General features: G+C 47.6%; 18 protein-coding genes. 5 read left to right on the top strand and 13 right to left on the bottom strand.

The annotated features are described in order from the left end of the window. Nucleotides 1-100 precede the first annotated feature (100 nt). The 5 genes from QQK89_RS19810 to QQK89_RS19830 form a co-directional block, all read right to left on the bottom strand. Nucleotides 101-769, bottom strand: coding sequence for an HAD hydrolase-like protein (locus QQK89_RS19810; RefSeq protein ID WP_284240393.1), 669 nt, complete (start codon nt 767-769; stop codon nt 101-103). A gap of 74 nt (nt 770-843) precedes the next feature. Then, nucleotides 844-2,382 (bottom strand): glycine betaine uptake BCCT transporter, encoded by a 1,539-nt coding sequence (locus QQK89_RS19815; protein ID WP_284240395.1) that lies wholly within the window; start codon nt 2,380-2,382, stop codon nt 844-846. A gap of 110 nt (nt 2,383-2,492) precedes the next feature. Then, nucleotides 2,493-3,371, bottom strand: coding sequence for a glycine betaine ABC transporter substrate-binding protein (locus tag QQK89_RS19820; RefSeq protein WP_284240396.1), 879 nt, complete (start codon nt 3,369-3,371; stop codon nt 2,493-2,495). A 9-nt stretch (nt 3,372-3,380) separates the two neighbouring features. Beyond that, nucleotides 3,381-4,214 carry an ABC transporter permease gene (locus tag QQK89_RS19825; protein ID WP_284240397.1) on the bottom strand — a complete coding sequence of 278 codons (834 nt, stop codon included), beginning with the start codon at nt 4,212-4,214 and terminating at the stop codon, nt 3,381-3,383. Continuing rightward, nucleotides 4,211-5,410: a quaternary amine ABC transporter ATP-binding protein gene (locus QQK89_RS19830; protein WP_284240398.1), complete on the bottom strand. Its 1,200-nt coding sequence runs from the start codon at nt 5,408-5,410 to the stop codon at nt 4,211-4,213. The genes QQK89_RS19825 and QQK89_RS19830 overlap by 4 nt, the downstream gene beginning before the upstream one ends. Before the next feature lie 274 nt (nt 5,411-5,684). On the opposite strand from QQK89_RS19830, the gene QQK89_RS19835 reads away from it, so the two are divergent. Continuing rightward, the gene (locus QQK89_RS19835) at nt 5,685-6,245 is read left to right on the top strand and encodes a GbsR/MarR family transcriptional regulator (protein WP_284240400.1); all 561 of its coding nucleotides are present in this window, start codon (nt 5,685-5,687) and stop codon (nt 6,243-6,245) included. 63 nt (nt 6,246-6,308) lie between these two features. Here the strand turns inward: QQK89_RS19835 and QQK89_RS19840 are convergent, their stop codons facing one another. From QQK89_RS19840 to QQK89_RS19855, 4 genes are read right to left on the bottom strand one after another with little or no spacing between them, the layout of a single operon-like run. Further along, nucleotides 6,309-6,692 (bottom strand): VOC family protein, encoded by a 384-nt coding sequence (locus tag QQK89_RS19840; protein WP_284240402.1) that lies wholly within the window; start codon nt 6,690-6,692, stop codon nt 6,309-6,311. Next, the gene (locus tag QQK89_RS19845) at nt 6,689-6,973 is read right to left on the bottom strand and encodes an ArsR/SmtB family transcription factor (RefSeq protein WP_284240403.1); all 285 of its coding nucleotides are present in this window, start codon (nt 6,971-6,973) and stop codon (nt 6,689-6,691) included. Before QQK89_RS19845 ends, QQK89_RS19840 begins: the two co-directional genes overlap by 4 nt. 7 nt (nt 6,974-6,980) lie before the next feature. Then, the gene (locus tag QQK89_RS19850) at nt 6,981-8,066 is read right to left on the bottom strand and encodes a sensor histidine kinase (protein ID WP_284240404.1); all 1,086 of its coding nucleotides are present in this window, start codon (nt 8,064-8,066) and stop codon (nt 6,981-6,983) included. 1 nt (nt 8,067) lies between these two features. Further along, entirely contained in the window at nt 8,068-8,760 is a 693-nt protein-coding gene (locus tag QQK89_RS19855; protein ID WP_284240405.1) for a response regulator transcription factor, read from the bottom strand. Between the two features lie 180 nt (nt 8,761-8,940). Between QQK89_RS19855 and QQK89_RS19860 the strand changes: the two genes are divergently transcribed. From QQK89_RS19860 to QQK89_RS19875, 4 genes are all read left to right on the top strand, one after another. Beyond that, nucleotides 8,941-9,450 (top strand): rhodanese-like domain-containing protein, encoded by a 510-nt coding sequence (locus QQK89_RS19860; RefSeq protein WP_284240406.1) that lies wholly within the window; start codon nt 8,941-8,943, stop codon nt 9,448-9,450. Between the two features lies 1 nt (nt 9,451). Beyond that, nucleotides 9,452-10,825: an aminotransferase class V-fold PLP-dependent enzyme gene (locus QQK89_RS19865; protein ID WP_284240407.1), complete on the top strand. Its 1,374-nt coding sequence runs from the start codon at nt 9,452-9,454 to the stop codon at nt 10,823-10,825. Nucleotides 10,826-10,957: 132 nt separating this feature from the next. Further along, on the top strand, nt 10,958-11,878 hold the full coding sequence (locus QQK89_RS19870; RefSeq protein WP_284240408.1) for an AraC family transcriptional regulator: 921 nt from the start codon (nt 10,958-10,960) through the stop codon (nt 11,876-11,878). 114 nt (nt 11,879-11,992) lie between these two features. Next, the gene (locus tag QQK89_RS19875; protein ID WP_284240409.1) at nt 11,993-13,048 is read left to right on the top strand and encodes an aldo/keto reductase; all 1,056 of its coding nucleotides are present in this window, start codon (nt 11,993-11,995) and stop codon (nt 13,046-13,048) included. A gap of 21 nt (nt 13,049-13,069) precedes the next feature. Here QQK89_RS19875 and QQK89_RS19880 read toward each other — a convergent pair whose 3' ends face one another. The 4 genes from QQK89_RS19880 to QQK89_RS19895 form a co-directional block, all read right to left on the bottom strand. Then, nucleotides 13,070-13,249 (bottom strand): hypothetical protein, encoded by a 180-nt coding sequence (locus QQK89_RS19880; RefSeq protein WP_284240410.1) that lies wholly within the window; start codon nt 13,247-13,249, stop codon nt 13,070-13,072. A 77-nt stretch (nt 13,250-13,326) separates the two neighbouring features. Further along, nucleotides 13,327-13,941: a DUF1345 domain-containing protein gene (locus QQK89_RS19885; protein WP_284240411.1), complete on the bottom strand. Its 615-nt coding sequence runs from the start codon at nt 13,939-13,941 to the stop codon at nt 13,327-13,329. A gap of 156 nt (nt 13,942-14,097) precedes the next feature. Beyond that, complete coding sequence (locus QQK89_RS19890; protein WP_284240412.1) at nt 14,098-14,664, bottom strand: GNAT family N-acetyltransferase; 567 nt, start codon at nt 14,662-14,664, stop codon at nt 14,098-14,100. Between the two features lie 37 nt (nt 14,665-14,701). After that, on the bottom strand, nt 14,702-15,361 hold the full coding sequence (locus QQK89_RS19895; RefSeq protein ID WP_284240413.1) for a DNA alkylation repair protein: 660 nt from the start codon (nt 15,359-15,361) through the stop codon (nt 14,702-14,704). Nucleotides 15,362-15,380 lie beyond the last annotated feature (19 nt).

Raw genomic sequence — 15,380 nt, forward strand, 5'->3', positions numbered from 1 at the left:
CTAACGAGACCGCTAACAAAATGTTAAAAATAAATAAACTTTCGAGCAAAACGCAAAGAAACCTACCCTAAGAATAGGCAGGTTTCCTTGTAAAGAGATCTTATCGCAGCAGATCAAGCAGCTCCGGCATGTTCTGGATGCAAACATCCGCATCCGCAAGTTCGGAGTCACGGCCATAACCGGCATACGCGCAGCCGATGGCAACAAGGCCATTCCCTTTTGCCGCTTCCACGTCCGATGAACGGTCTCCCACCATCCATGCGGTCTTGATCCGGTGATCGGCGAGCAGCTTCGCTACCAGATCAACTTTGCTTGCCGTCTGGAACTCTCCGGCACTGTACAAGCCGTCGAACAGCTCGGCGATCTCCTTAAATCGAGCAACTTCCTTCACATAAACCTCCAGGCCGTTGCTCGCCACAAACAGCTTGATGCCCTGCTCCTTCAGTCGCTGAAGAGTCTCCTTGGTTTGCGGATACAAGCTGCCTCTCCCCGCTTCCAGCTCCTCCAGCTCATATTGAACCATCAGCTCGTCCGCGCGATGACGCGCTTCCTCCGTACTTCCGGGCATCAGCTTCCGCCAAATATCCTCAAGCAGCATGCCTAGGCAGCCCAGCAATTCCTGGAATGGAGGGATCTGGTCGTATAAACCTTCCTCGCGTAACGTGCGGAATAACCGCTCATGGACCGTCTCCAGCAAAGTAGCCGTCTCGAACAAGGTACCGTCCATATCAAAAATGACCGCCTCAGGCCGCTCGAACCGATTCGTCATGACATTGTCCCCCTTTAAAGTCTGCCATTATCATAATGGAAAGGGGGGCATGCCGCAACCTTGGGATCATAGAATCAAGCTTCGTTATACTCTTTATCCAGCAGCGCTTTTAACCGGGTTTTCATTAAACGCTCTTTCTTTATCCGAATCTTATCTTCCTCGCGGAGAGCCATTTGCAAAGAAACGCACATGCCGACAAGAATAACGGCAAACGGTAGCGCCGCCGCAATTGAAGCCGTCTGGAGCCCCGTCAATCCCCCGCTAATGAGAAGAACTAAAGCAATGGAGGACTGCAGAACGCCCCAAATGATCTTCACCTTGTTTGAAGGGTTGAGCCGCCCGTCCGAAGAAAGCATGCCAAGAACAAAAGTTGCCGAGTCGGCGGAAGTCACGAAAAAAGTAATGATCAGCAAGGTGGCAACAACCGAAATAATCGTTCCGAGGGGCAGTTGCTCCAACGTCAGGAACAAGGCGGTTGTCGTATCCTGCTCTACCGCTTTGGCAAGCCCGATCTGATCGAACATTTCCAGCTTCAGTCCTGTCCCTCCAAATACCGCAAACCATAGAAAACCAAATGCGCTTGGAACAAGCAGAACGCCAAGAACAAATTCTTTGATGGTCCGGCCTTTGGATACTCTGGCAATAAACGTGCCGACAAACGGTGCCCAAGCAATCCACCAAGCCCAATAGAACAAGGTCCAAGCCCCGATCCACGTTCCGTGGGTGAACGGAGTCATCCGAAGACTCATCGCAATAATATTTTGCAGATAACCGCCAAGCGACAACGTTAAGGTGTCAAAAATAAAAGACGTTGGCCCCACAATCAGCACAAACAGCATGAGAATTACCGCAATCAGCAAATTCAAATTGCTTAATAGCTTAATTCCTTTATCAAGCCCAGTCGTTGCGGATAACAGAAACAACACGGTTACAACAACGATAATGATGGTCTGGACTGTAATCGTGCTGGAAATCCCGAATAGATGGTTCAAACCTCCGTTAATTTGGAGCGTGCCGAGCCCAAGCGAAGTCGCAACGCCAAATGCCGTAGCGATAATGGCAAGGATATCGATGACTTTCCCCAACCAGCCTTCAGCGAGCCTCCTGCCGATTAGCGGAATAAAAGTCGAACTTATTAACCCTTTATATCCTTTGCGGAATTGGAAATAAGCTAGCGCTAGCGAAATAACGGTGTAAATCGCCCATGGATGAAGGCCCCAATGAAAGAAAGAATAACGCATCGCAAGCCTTGCCGCATCGGCCGTTCCGCCTGTCGCTCCTTCAGGTGGTGAAGTATAGTGGGACAAGGGTTCCGCTACTCCCCAGAACACCAACCCAATCCCCATGCCCGCGCTGAACAACATCGCGAACCAGGAAACGAGCGAATATTCCGGTTCATCCTCATCCGCACCCAGTTTGATTGACCCGTATTTGCCAAAAGCCATATAAAACGCAAATACCAGAATCGCCAGCGTCGACATCAGATAAAACCAACCAAAATTGCCGATGGAGAACGAAAAGACTTGATCGGCCGTATCGGAAAGCTGATCGGGAGCAACGGCACCCCAAAGAACAAATCCGGCGATAATGACGATCGAAACGATAAAAACCATACGAATTCTCCTCTTTCTTAGCTAAGCTGAAGCTCTTTTCATTGTGCTCCCCCTCCCGTCTCCTTATGCAAAAAAAGGAAGGCAGCTATCTGCCTTCCTTCTTAAATCAACTATTTATCAATGCCTTCCAGCCATTTCTCCACTTGCTCCGGATGGCTGTCTACCCATACTTTAGCCGCTTCTTCCGGCGATTGTCCCCCTTGAATGGCAACCATTACGTTAGCCATATCTTCCGGCGTCCATGTAAATTGATCAAGGAAAGTATAAGCAGAAGGTTGATCCGCCTTCAGATCTTTGCGGGCGATCGTATGAATGCTTTCCGCCCCGCCGTACACGCCTTTTGGATCTTCCAAATACTTCAGATCCATATTGGCGAACATCCAGTGCGGCGTCCAGCCGGTAATGACGATTGGTTTTTTCGCTTTATAGGCCTTCTGAAGTTCTGTGGCCATAGCTGCGGATGAGCTTTCAATCAGCTTCCACTTGCCGTCCAGACCGTAATCCTTCAGCGCCTTCTCCGTCGCTTGCATAATACCGGCCCCAGGCTCGATTCCGATAATCTCGTAATCCACGGATTTGCCTGTTGCCTCATTATTCAAATCTTCAATCGAGTTTTCTTTCATATAGGAAGGAACAACAAGTCCCGTCTTTGTTCCTTCCAGATTAGGCCCCAGATCATCGACGCTGCTGCCGTAGCTCTCCATATAAGAGGCATGCGTGGTTGGCAGCCAAGCCGCTACCATCGCATCGGCGCTACCGTCCGCAATGCCGGCAAACATCGGGCCCGCATCAACTTGCAGCATTTCAACGTCATAATTCAGCTTGGATTCCAGTACGTATTTGACGACATTTGTGCTTGCAATTTCCGAATCCCAAGCGACATAGGCCAACTTGATTTTTTTCGAGCTAGTTTGCTGCGAACAGCCTGCAATCGCGATTGCTACTACGATTGCCGCCGTTAAAGCGATTCCCCATTTCTTCTTCAACATGCTTCACCTCTAGCGTTTATTTTTTTTCACGATATGGTTAGACATCCGGTCGAGCAGAATCGCGAGCACAACAATGGAAATACCCGCTTCAAAACCAACTCCCGTCTTCGTCTGCGTAACGGCACGGTACACATCCGCGCCAAGTCCTTGCGCGCCAATCATGGAGGAGATGACAACCATCGATAACGACAGCATAATCGTCTGGTTAATCCCCGCCATCATCGTTGGAAGCGCCATCGGAAGCTGCAGCTTAAACAGCTTTTGATTAGGCGTGGAGCCAAAAGCGTCGGCGGCTTCGACCAGCTCGGTCGGAACCTGGCGAATCCCAAGATTCGTCAGGCGAATCGTAGGAGGTACCGCGAATATAATGGATGCTATTACCCCTGGCACAACGCCAAGCGAGAAGAAAGATACCGCTGGCAGTAAATACACGAATGCGGGCATCGTCTGCATCAAATCCAGAATTGGAGTGATAATGCTTTGCATCGTCGCGTTTCTTGCGCACAAAATGCCGGTTGGCACTCCGATTATGATCGATAGCAAAGACGCCGTAAGCACGATGGCCATCGTCTCCATGGCATGTTCCCAATAGCCTAAATTATCAATAAGCAACAATCCGATTAAAGCAAATGCGGCAACCTTCCATTTGCCAAGGTACCAAGCTAATGCGGTAATAATTAGAATCATCAGGATTGAAGGGCTGAAGAGAAGAACGTTATGCAGAAAATCAACGATGGAGCCTATGATCAGGCTGATGAAGTCAAATAACGGGGTGAAATGATTTTCTAACCAGCTTTCTAACGATTCAATCCAGTTGCCAAGCGGAAGTTTTGGAATATTCACCTTACATCACCTGCCCCAGGTACGGCATTACCGGCTAATGCGGCAAATACGGCTCCGCGAATAACGATGCCTTGCAGCCTGTTCGTATCATCCGTTACGGCGAGCGGAAGACTTGAGGCTGACATTCGTTCAAACAATTCATTGATCGGCGTAACGGGATCAATAACCGGTACTTCCTTGATCAGTATATCTCCAAGCGACAAGTTCTCTTTCAAAGCCGCCGAGGCAAGCTCAGCGGTAACGACGCCCAAGAGCTTTTTCCCTTTGTCCGTTACGTACAAACTGGATACCCCTTGTTCCTTCATAAGCTGAAGGGCGACGCGGGGACCGCGTTCCAGCGTAATCGTCGCGGGCTTTCGCATCACATGGGCCGCGGTTAATACTTTGGAGAGATCTACATCCTCTATAAATTTCTCAACGTACGGGGTTGCCGGGTTGATCAAAATTTCGTCCGGCGTTCCAATCTGCACGATCACGCCGTCTTTCATTAACGCAATCTTGTCTCCAATGCGAAGCGCCTCGTCAAGATCATGAGTGATGAAGATAATGGTCTTCTTCATGTTCGCTTGCAGCTGCAATAGTTCATCCTGCATGTCTTTGCGGATTAAAGGATCCAGCGCGCTAAACGCTTCGTCCATTAACAGGATGTCCGGGTCATTCGCCAGCCCTCTGGCGAGACCGACACGCTGCTGCATGCCCCCGCTCAATTGATCAGGGTAGCTGTTTTCCCATCCGCCAAGGCCTACCAGCTGTAAAGACTGCTCAGCCATTTGCCTTCGTGCCTGCTTCTCGATCCCTTGAACTTCAAGGCCGTATTCTACGTTTTGCAGCACCGTCCGATGAGGGAAGAGGGCGAACTTCTGAAATACCATTCCCATTTTTTTGCGGCGGAATTGTCTTAATTCCTTGGCGCTCATCTGTACAATATCTCGCCCCTCGAACAAAAGCTGGCCCGAAGATGGTTCAATCAATCGGTTGAGCAAGCGGATCAAGGTCGATTTGCCACTGCCGGATAAACCCATGATGACGAAGATTTCGCCCGCTTCTATATGGAAGCTTGCTTGATTAACCCCCACTGTCATTTTCGTTTCTTTTAATATTCGTTCTTTCGTCCACCCCTGCTTGAGGAACTGCAGCGCTTGTTCTGGATGATTCCCGAATATTTTAGTCAGTTGTTTGGCTTCGATGATGGACATACCTTACCTCCCTACAATAAATGTTCTCATTCACAAGTGGCTATGTTCAAGGCCGTTGCGATTTTTTGGTCTGACGACAGTTTAGGATAAAATTCCTTTTCTAGTCAACACTAATATCCGTACGTAATTTACGTACAGTACAAACTGTATGATATGAATACTCCAAATCCCTTTCATTTCCTCCTAAATGCTTATGGAAATGAAAGCTTTACATTTAATTTCAGATCGGCTTACAATATCTATGAAGTGTTACAAGGTGACCCAGGAGGCAATTATGGACGAACATTTAGGCGGCTTAACGCCCGAGCAAACGCGGTCGCTGCATGCATCCCGCAAGCGAGTGATTGACTCGATCGGTAAAAATATGGACTTATACGGCATTACCTTGTCAATAGGTCATCTATACGGACAAATGTATTTTGAGAACGAACCCATTACCTTGGATCAAATGAGTCAGGAAATGGGAATGAGCAAAACATCCATGAGCACGGGCATGCGAACGTTAATGGACTTGAAGATGATCGAGAAAGTATGGGGCAAAGGCTCGAGGAAAGACTTTTACGAGGTCGTACCGGACTGGCACCAGAACTTTACGGACTTTTTCTCTATTAAATGGCGGAAAGCTGTGGAGAGCAACATGGCTTCTCTTCAAAAAGCGTTAAAGGAGCTTCAAGCGCTTCAAGCTTCCGATCCCAACAACAACACCTTGCAGGAAATCACTTCGATCGACGGACAAAAAATGAACGAAGCTCTCAAATATTATCGCTGGCTGGATCGACTGATCGATTCTTTTGAATCGGGAGAAATATACGATTTGATACCCAAGGAAGAATAGGCTTTTGGCGATTGGCACAAAACAAAACAAGGGCTGTCCCGCTATGGGACAGCCCTATTGTTATTACTGCTGTACAATTTGAATAAGGTTACCGCAAGTATCGTCAAAGACGGCAATGGTCATCTCGCCCATTTTTGTCGGCTCAATCGTAAACTTCACGCCACGTTCCGTCAATCGCTTGAACTCCGCTTGAATATCTTCAACGCCAAACATCGTAGCCGGAATGCCGTCCTCATGAATCCGCTTCTGGTAGTCTTTCGCTGCCGGATGTTCGTCCGGTTCAAGCAACAGCTCAGTGCCTCCTTGCGCATCCGGAGAAACTACCGTAATCCATCTGTACTTCCCTACGGGAACGTCATGTTTTTTCACAAAACCAAGCACCTCGGTGTAGAAATGCAATGCCTTGTCCTGATCCTGAACAAAGAGGCTCGTTACGATAATTTTCATGTTTTGTCCAACCATCCTTTTAGCAAATTTGTAAGCGGTTCTTTGTTGAAGATTAGAACTCGATACTTTCCTTTTTTAATCGAATGAACAAGTCCTGCCTCTTCTAATGCCGCCATATGTTTGGCTATCGCCTGACGCGAAATGGGCAAATTGTGATTCGTAATGAGGCGCACGGTAAGTTCATACAACGTCATCTCGTTATGCTCGGCTAGTTCGTCTAATATGAGACGCCGAGTCGAATCGCTAAGCGCTTTGAATATTACGTCTTTGTCCTCGTACATAACGCAATTATATGCAACCCACAGGTTGCTTGTCAATCTGAATCCAGCCAGAGAGAATAGCTCCCCCGGCAGGGTGGTTGCCTGCGGTTAAGTCCCCTCCGTGCTGCTGAAGAATCCGACGTGAAATCGTTAGCCCCAAGCCCGCTCCACCGGTCGAGCGGTTTCTTGATTTCTCCCCTCGATAAAGAGGTTCAAACACCTGCTCTTGTTCATCCGGCGCAAAGCCTTGTCCAGAATCGTGAATCGTAAAAGCCACTCGGTCTTTCTCTTTCCAATAGTGAAGAACCACATGTCCGTTCTGAGGGGTATGGCGAACGGCATTGTCCATCAAATTGCTGATCGCCCGCTCCAGCAGATGAGAATCCGCTTGAATCGCATAATCACCGGGTGCGGAACGGACAAGAATAGAGATTTGCTTGGATTTGGCTAGCGGCTCCAAGCTGTCCATTGATTTACGAATAATCACGCCAAAATCTGCCGGTTCTTCGTTTAACTTAGCCTCTTGATACTCCATCTTCGTGAAGGTGAACAGATCCTCGACCAATCGGTCCAATTGCGCCGACTTCTGCTTGCACACGGCTACATATTTGGAGATTTGATCCGGCGTTTGCGCGATTCCTTGCTCCAAACCGTCCAAATACCCGCGCAAGGCAAATAAAGGAGTCCGCAAATCATGCGCAACGGCTGCAATAATGAACCGTCGTTCCTCCTCCAGCTTCGCTTGCTTCCATTGCGACTGTTGTAGCCCATTCACCATTAATTCGAACCCTTCCCGAACGTCGGCGATTTCTCGGATGCCCGACTGCGGCAGTTCGATATCCCAGTCGTTACCCGCTATTTGCCGGGCTGCAAGACCAAGCCTCTCCAGAGGTTTGAGCAGAAGCCTCCTCATACGAAGGCCAATGATAATAAAGGCAAGCAGCAATCCGGCGAATGCGGCAATCATGGGAACGACATAGGAGTCAGGCCTGTCCTCTCTAATATGAAGCGACCCCGCGGTCATAAAAAATCCGGCTAAGAAAAAAATCCAAGGCAGCAGCAACAGGAGCCCCAAGCCAAGCACGGAATACGTGCGGATTCGAAGTTTTCCCATGTTAAGCACCACCTTCGAAACGATAACCGATGCCCCATATATTAATGAGATGCTGCGGCTGCTCCAGATCAAGCTCAATCTTCTCGCGAAGACGGCTCAAATGGACGCGAATCGTATGTTTATCCCCAATGCCATCCCAAAATTTCTCGAGCAGCTGATCATACGCAAACACCTGTTTCGGATGCTCCATAAATAACCGCAACAGCTCGAATTCCTTCGGCGTTAACGAGACATTCGTCTGCTCCACAAACAATTCTCTTGTCGTCAAATCAAGCTTTATTCGGCCATAGTCGAGTACTTGGCTGACTTGTGATTGTGACGGCGTTCCCGTACGCCGCAAAACAGCTTTAACACGGGCCACAATCTCGCCTGGCGAAGCTGTCTTCACGATATAATCGTCTCCCCCGAGGGTGAGTCCGCGAATCTTATCAACATCCTCGCCGCGAGCGCTCAGAAATAGGATCGGTACATTGCTCTCCGTGCGGATGCGCCGGCATAAATCAAATCCATTGTGCCCTGGCATCATGATGTCCAGAATGATGCAGTGAACGGCATGCTCCTGAAATAGCTTCCAGGCCTCATCAGCATCGTTAGCCGTCACAACCCCGAATTGATCATTTTCTAGAAAATCTCTTAATAATTCAACGATACTCTGGTCATCGTCGACAACCATAATGACCGGTCTTTCGCTCATGTCGATCCCGCCTTCCTTCCCAGTGTGCCCATGATCAAAGTGTATCATCTTCTTCTTGCCAAAAACGAACGTTGCCTGCATTGGGACGGTTTGTTTATTGTTTTGTGATCATTTGCACGCCTGATTCGAGAGACTCTCCTGTTATTCTTCGGATGAATTGTGATTTTAGGAGGTAAAAGCATGAGTAATGGATACACCGATTTAACCTTTCATGAATTCCAAGCCAAAATAAACAAACGGGATTCCTTAAAAATTATCGATTTGCGTACGCCCAGTAGCTTTGAGCGCGGCCATATTAAAGGGGCTATCAACATCCCTTATCCAACGTGGTCGAAGCTGCCAAAGGTGTCTGCCGAAGAAGAGGTTGTCATCATTTGTTATGTAGGCATGGCAAGCCGAAAAGCGTCGGAGCGGTTAGCTCAATCTCATGGACAAGTATTCAACTACACTGGCGGAATGGCGAAGTGGCAAGGAGAAATGGAGACCGGGAAGATCGGCAGCAAGTGGAATGCGGACCGCATCCATAATCTTGCTGTAGGTTTGTTGCTGCTGCCTGCTCTCCCCCTTTCTTTATGGAATCCATGGTGGGGAGTAACCTATTCATCGGTTATTGCCTTCGGAAACCTTCTATGTGGTGTTGCAAACTATAGTCTGATTACGAGAGTGATCCGCTCTTTTGGTTTTAAGTAATATGAGAAATAAATTACCTGATCGAGCGTTGTCCAAACAGCAACAAAAGTGGAGAGATCTAGTCGTTGGCGTAGACGAAAAAATCCCATTGGAGAATGGGCGTCTCGTTAAAGGGATTAACTTTGACAATGCGGCGACGACTCCACCATTCAAAAGCGCGTTAAGAGCGATCCAAGACTTTGCGCCATGGTATTCGTCTGTTGGCCGAGGCAAAGGATATAAGTCGGAACGTTCCACCGAAATGATCGAGCGGGCACGCTTAGACATGTTGCATTTTGTAGGCGGGAAAGAATCAGAGCATGAGGTTGTTTTCACGAAAAACAGCACGGAGTCCATCAATCTGCTCTCGCATCTTGTGCATCAAACAACTCCTAAACGGTATATATTGGCATCCGAAATGGAGCATGTCTCGAACGATTTGCCTTGGAGAAATTATTTCGAGGTTGAATATATTGCGGTAGATGCGGATGGCCAAATACGATTGGAAGATTTAAAAGCAAAGCTCGCAGCTCTTCAGGGTCAAGTTGCGTTAGTCACCATAACGGGGGCTTCCAATGTAACGGGCTGCATTAACCCTATTTACGAAGCGGCCGAACTCACCCATCAATATGGCGCCAAAATTCATATCGATGCCGCCCAATTAGCTCCCCATGAACCGATCTATATGAACCGGCTTAACGCTGCCGAAAATCCGGATTTTCTCTCGTTCACCGGCCATAAGTTGTATGCCCCTTTTGGAACGGGGGTACTCATTGTAGGAAGCAGCGAGTTTCTCAAAGCCGGACCGCTGCTTCAAGGCGGGGGAACGGTTCAAATCGCGACAAAATCTAGTATGGACTGGCGGAATACGCCAGAAAGGTTTGAAGGCGGAACGCCTAATGTGATGGGGATTATCGCGTTGCAAGCAGCGATTCGAACCTTGCAGCAAATGAACATGGCAACGATTGTGGATTACGAGAAGCAGATCATCCATTATGCGCTTGATAAGCTGCGATCCATTGACGGAATAACGCTATTTGGAGCTTCAACCGATAATCGGCCGCGAGTGAGCGTGTTTTCATTTGCCATGGATGGAATCCATCATCAAGTTCTTGCTCATTTTCTGGCAAGCGAATATGGCATCTCCGTTCGGGCAGGCTTTTTCTGTGCTTATTCCTATGTGCAAAAGCTCCTGCAACTGAGTGACGAGAGGATGGAGGAGATTCGGAAGGATTCCGGCATCCCTGCCCCTGGCCTCGTCCGAATCAGCTTAAGCTTTTACAATACCTTTGCGGAAGTAGATCAACTGGCGGATGCCTTGCGGAAGATTAGCTCTAATAAAGAGTTCTATGCGGAAAAGTATAAAGACGTCCCGAAAGGGATATGCGGTAGATAGCGCAAATAGCAATTCTCCAAACTTGCCTAATCCTATCATATATCTATCTAATCTTCTTGATCTCTTTCTTTGCCGTAAAATAAACAGTAAAGTTTAACCTTAATGATGTTATGAAGGAGGGTCCAATGCCTAATGCCTACTCATTATAATCGCATGCAGCAGGAACTAGCCGAGCTTGTTGGCCGCCATACCGGCATGGATGGCTATCGAACTACAGCCATTCCGCACCTTGGTCTCTCTCGTTATTCCGCACCGCATTTCTCTTCATTCGCCAGTCCTCCGAGTGGACTTTACAACCCTTCAATCGGCATAGTTGTCCAAGGCACCAAGTCGGTCATCGTTGGCGATCATCGATTCACTCATGGCCCATTGAACTACCTGATAACTCCTATGGATTTGCCGATTATTTTCGAAGCGTTGGACGTATCGCCGGAATCTCCAAGCTTATCCTGCAAAATCGAGTTTAATCCCGGATTAGTTCTGGAGCTGCTGAATAACGATGAACTTAGAGCTCTGTCCAAAAATACAGAAGAACGCGGAATGCGCGTCAGTAAACTCGACGATTCCATGCTGGACGCTATCGTGAGGCTTGTTCGCCTCTTGGACAGACCAATCGACATTCCCGTTCTCGCCCCGCTGTATACGAAAGAGATTGTGTACAGAATCTTACATGGGGAGAACGGCAACTTACTAAAGAACATCGTGGCAGGCGGCGGCTTGAGCTTGTCCATCAAGCAAACAATCGAATACATGATGGAGCACTTTACAGATTCTTTTCGGATCGAGGAGCTGGCCAATATAGCGAATATGAGTGTCCCATCGTTCCATCGCCATTTCAAGGAACTAACGTCCATGACGCCGATTCAATTCCAGAAGCAACTAAGGCTTCAGGAAGCCCGGCGTCTTATGTTGTCCGAGTCAACGGATGTCGCAGACACTGCCTATCGCGTTGGCTACGAAAGTCCGACGCAATTCAGCCGCGAGTTCTCCCGAATGTTCGGGGTCCCTCCTAGAGAAGATATCAAACGTTATAAGAGGGACCATGAACGTTAGAAGTACCCTTTTGATAGGATTAGGCAGGTTATTGATTGTAATTGGTTAGGGGCTGCCAAGGCGTTCCATGTACACTTAGAACAAGCTCTTTATCTATTAGGAGGTCGTATAAGTATGCAAAACATAAGGCTTGGCAGCACGGGACTAGAGGTTTCACCAATCTGTATCGGTTGCATGGGTTTCGGAGATCCTGCAACGGGTCATCCTACTTGGGCGATTGGCGAGGAAAAGGCAAGATTGTTGATCAAACACGCGCTTGATGCCGGGATCAACTTTTTCGACACTGCTAATTTGTACTCCAAAGGAACAAGCGAACAATTTGTAGGCAAAGCTCTCAAGGATATGGCTAAACGCGAGAATATTGTTATTTCCACAAAGCTTGGCGCTCCCATGCGTCCAGGCCCCAATTCGTTTGGCCTTTCGCGCAAAGCAATCATGACTGAAATTGATCATAGCTTGAAACGCCTGGGGACCGATTATATCGACCTGTACCAAATTCATCGCGCCGATCCGTTTACGCCTTGGGAGGAGACACTTGAAGCTCTGCATGACCTTGTGAAAATGGGCAAAGTACGTTACCTTGGCGCTTCTACCATGAGGACCTGGCAATTTGCCAAAGCTCTTCATCTTCAAAAAATGAACGGCTGGTCCCGGTTTATCTCCATGCAGCATAACTACAACTTAATCGCTCGCGAAGAAGAGAATGAGATGTTCCCTCTCTGCGAGGATAACGGGATCCAAACCCTCATTTACAGTCCTCTGGCACGCGGTCGGCTGGCCCGGCCATGGGGAGAAGCAAGCGTGCGGTCGGAAGCCGAACCTGCGGCCGCCAAACTATACGAAGCAACGGCTCTAGCGGATGAGAAGATTGTCGGGGCAATAGGCGAAGTGGCCAAGGAGCGCGGAGTTAGCCAAGCCGTCATCTCGCTTGCTTGGATCTACCGCAATCCGGTTGTCGCCGCGCCAATTGTGGGAGCACTCCAATCCAGTCATATCGATGATGCGGTTCAAGCGCTTTCGATAAAGCTGACTGACGAGGAAGCCGGTCGCTTGGAAGCGGAGTATACCCCTCGCGTTGATCCGGCGGTTATTAACTCCGATCCGAAAGGGATCGCAAAGACCGCGGCATCCGTTGGCCTGCAAATCCCTATGCCGCTTATACAAAAATAAAAAGCCGCACGAGATGCGACTTTACTTAGGAATAGCGGATACGACCAAGTCCAGTTCGGTTTCTGAGACGGATCTGCTAAAATTCATTTCATCTTTGCCGGCTGCCCTAATCTGCTGAACCACCAAAAACTTTAATTGCTCAATGGCTTTCTCTTTACCGAGCACTCGTACTTCATCAAGTTTCATTGAAGATTTAAACATAGGCGCCTCCAATTCAACCATTTTATTGCTTTATTATATCGAACATGTGATCGGAAATACAAGATGCCGAGTGATGATTACGCGATGTTAATGGCTCGCGCCGCGAGTACCGCAACAATGACAAGCGAGATGGATGCCTGCATCATGGTTAGTACTTTGGCTGTTTTCGACAATACAAGCGTATCTGTTGGGCTAAAAGCGGTATTGGTATTAAAGGCCAAAAACAAATAATCGAAAAAAGCCGGGTTCCAGGATTTGAAATCCTCATGAGTCATTTGCGGGAAAAGAAAATCAGGAAGGCGTTCTTGTTTTTCGTTTCTCGCATTTGGCCCGCCGCGATCGATCTCCCAATACCAGACGGAAAACACGAATATATTGGTCACCCACAGGACCAATGCGCTGCCGAACAACTCATCAGCGTTTGCAACATGAGTAAAAAGTTGATGCAAGAGAATGACGACGCTACTGATCAGCCCCAGCATCACCACGCTGTTCGTAATGATCGCAAAGGTTCGTATCCATTCGTGGTGTCGATGTAAAATGGAAATGATGAGCGCTACTATCATGCAAACCACAAGGAGCGGCAATGTCCAACTCTGCAAAACAGTCAGCTTTTCCGGCAGGTAACTAAGCAAGATACTGATGACAAGAATAACAGTAAAATATCCCCACCTCGACGAAGGACGTTTCACTAGCTTTTATCCCCTTTTGTCCCGATTGCATCACGCCAATTAACTTATTCCTACCATGCATAATATGTTTCAACTCCTGAGCTCACGACAAGGCTCCTATGCAAAAATAAAAAGCCGCAAGAATGCGGCATTTCATTGGTAGCTTCATACACCATATCATCGTTGTATCTTTGCATAAATGCATGTGTCCACCCATTCGCTTCCGTCAGCGGATAAATCTTCGTTCCGGATCGTACCCTCAAGTTCAAAGTGCAGTCGCTCAGGTATTAACTTGCTTCTAGTGTTTTTGGTATCGCAGCGTATTTCCAATCGTCTAGCATCCAACTGGGTAAACGCAAAATCACAAATGCCCTTAACTGCTTCTGTCATATACCCATTGCGATTACAACGCGTATCGATCCAATAGCCAATTTCAAATTTCCGTACATCCCAATCGATGTTATGTAAGCTTGTCGTAGCAACAAATTGTCCTGTTTCTTTCAGAAAGACAAGGAATCTGAGACTTTCACGAGTTAAAAATTTGACATGTGCCTCTCTAATGATCAATTCCATATCGTATTCGGTATGTTCCTTGTGCGCAAACAACTTTAACCAAGGTTTCAACTCATTGATCGAAGCATGGACGGCTTCCAAAATAACCTTGCCATCCCCCGGTTTGGCCATTCGAATAACTAATCGTTCGGTGTGAAACTCATCCGGAAAATCAATCATGATCGGTTTCATCAAATTCCCCCCTTTGGTTTACTAATAATAAAGGCAACTAATGATTAAGTCGTTTGTTCACTTCAATCGCAATGAACTCCGGTAAATAGCTGGGCGTACATCCTTTTGCTACGATTTCATCCTTGTAAAGCCCCGTACTCTCGCCAAGTTTAATACAACGCGTACGGTTCTTCTCATCATAAACGCCTATCCAGCCTGCGGTGAAATTCATAGCCCATTGCACTTCCGGTTCTTCTTGCGTCATATGAACTTCTAGCCTAGATAGTAAATCCGCGGTGTTATCAGGCGGTGTTTGTCCGGTCCATCTCAATCGCGCTTGATAATACCAGAAGACTCGCCGTTGAAGAGCAGAAGGGCTATTATCCCATGACTCCATGAGAGCAATTGTCTTCTTGTCTTTGGCAAGCTGATTAGCCATTAACCAATCCATTAAGTAATTTCGCTCATCATAAGTGTGCGTCTGCATATCCTTATCAAGCTTATTTATCACTTCTTGCGAAAGAAGTTTATTATCCATAATCAAGATTGCTAAAAGCCTGGGCAAATACTCTTCGGTTGACCATAGTTCCATAGCTAGTTCGTGATCCTTTTTAATGTCTTTTGCGATTTTGCGTAAGTCGCCTAGCTTCGTTTTACTATTGATTTGAGTTAAAATGTTTTCTGCTTTTGAAGTTTCCGCACCTTTATTTTCATGCATTTTATACGACTCTCCTTTA

This window comes from Paenibacillus glycanilyticus (genome assembly GCF_030161375.1).
Classification (GTDB): domain Bacteria; phylum Bacillota; class Bacilli; order Paenibacillales; family Paenibacillaceae; genus Pristimantibacillus; species Pristimantibacillus glycanilyticus_B.

Bases quoted from the DNA above. Each gene is read 5' to 3' on its own strand.
- QQK89_RS19840 (WP_284240402.1), bottom strand. From the start codon at position 6,692: ATGAAAATTATCGTAACGAGCCTCTTTGTTCAGGATCAGGACAAGGCA.
- QQK89_RS19890 (WP_284240412.1), bottom strand. From the start codon at position 14,664: ATGAAACCGATCATGATTGATTTTCCGGATGAGTTTCACACCGAACGA.
- QQK89_RS19880 (WP_284240410.1), bottom strand. From the start codon at position 13,249: ATGTTTAAATCTTCAATGAAACTTGATGAAGTACGAGTGCTCGGTAAA.
- QQK89_RS19895 (WP_284240413.1), bottom strand. From the start codon at position 15,361: ATGCATGAAAATAAAGGTGCGGAAACTTCAAAAGCAGAAAACATTTTA.
- QQK89_RS19860 (WP_284240406.1), top strand. From the start codon at position 8,941: ATGAGTAATGGATACACCGATTTAACCTTTCATGAATTCCAAGCCAAA.
- QQK89_RS19815 (WP_284240395.1), bottom strand. From the start codon at position 2,382: ATGGTTTTTATCGTTTCGATCGTCATTATCGCCGGATTTGTTCTTTGG.
- QQK89_RS19855 (WP_284240405.1), bottom strand. From the start codon at position 8,760: ATGAGCGAAAGACCGGTCATTATGGTTGTCGACGATGACCAGAGTATC.
- QQK89_RS19835 (WP_284240400.1), top strand. From the start codon at position 5,685: ATGGACGAACATTTAGGCGGCTTAACGCCCGAGCAAACGCGGTCGCTG.
- QQK89_RS19810 (WP_284240393.1), bottom strand. From the start codon at position 769: ATGACGAATCGGTTCGAGCGGCCTGAGGCGGTCATTTTTGATATGGAC.
- QQK89_RS19850 (WP_284240404.1), bottom strand. From the start codon at position 8,066: ATGGGAAAACTTCGAATCCGCACGTATTCCGTGCTTGGCTTGGGGCTC.
- QQK89_RS19865 (WP_284240407.1), top strand. From the start codon at position 9,452: ATGAGAAATAAATTACCTGATCGAGCGTTGTCCAAACAGCAACAAAAG.
- QQK89_RS19875 (WP_284240409.1), top strand. From the start codon at position 11,993: ATGCAAAACATAAGGCTTGGCAGCACGGGACTAGAGGTTTCACCAATC.
- QQK89_RS19845 (WP_284240403.1), bottom strand. From the start codon at position 6,973: ATGTACGAGGACAAAGACGTAATATTCAAAGCGCTTAGCGATTCGACT.
- QQK89_RS19870 (WP_284240408.1), top strand. From the start codon at position 10,958: ATGCCTACTCATTATAATCGCATGCAGCAGGAACTAGCCGAGCTTGTT.
- QQK89_RS19820 (WP_284240396.1), bottom strand. From the start codon at position 3,371: ATGTTGAAGAAGAAATGGGGAATCGCTTTAACGGCGGCAATCGTAGTA.
- QQK89_RS19830 (WP_284240398.1), bottom strand. From the start codon at position 5,410: ATGTCCATCATCGAAGCCAAACAACTGACTAAAATATTCGGGAATCAT.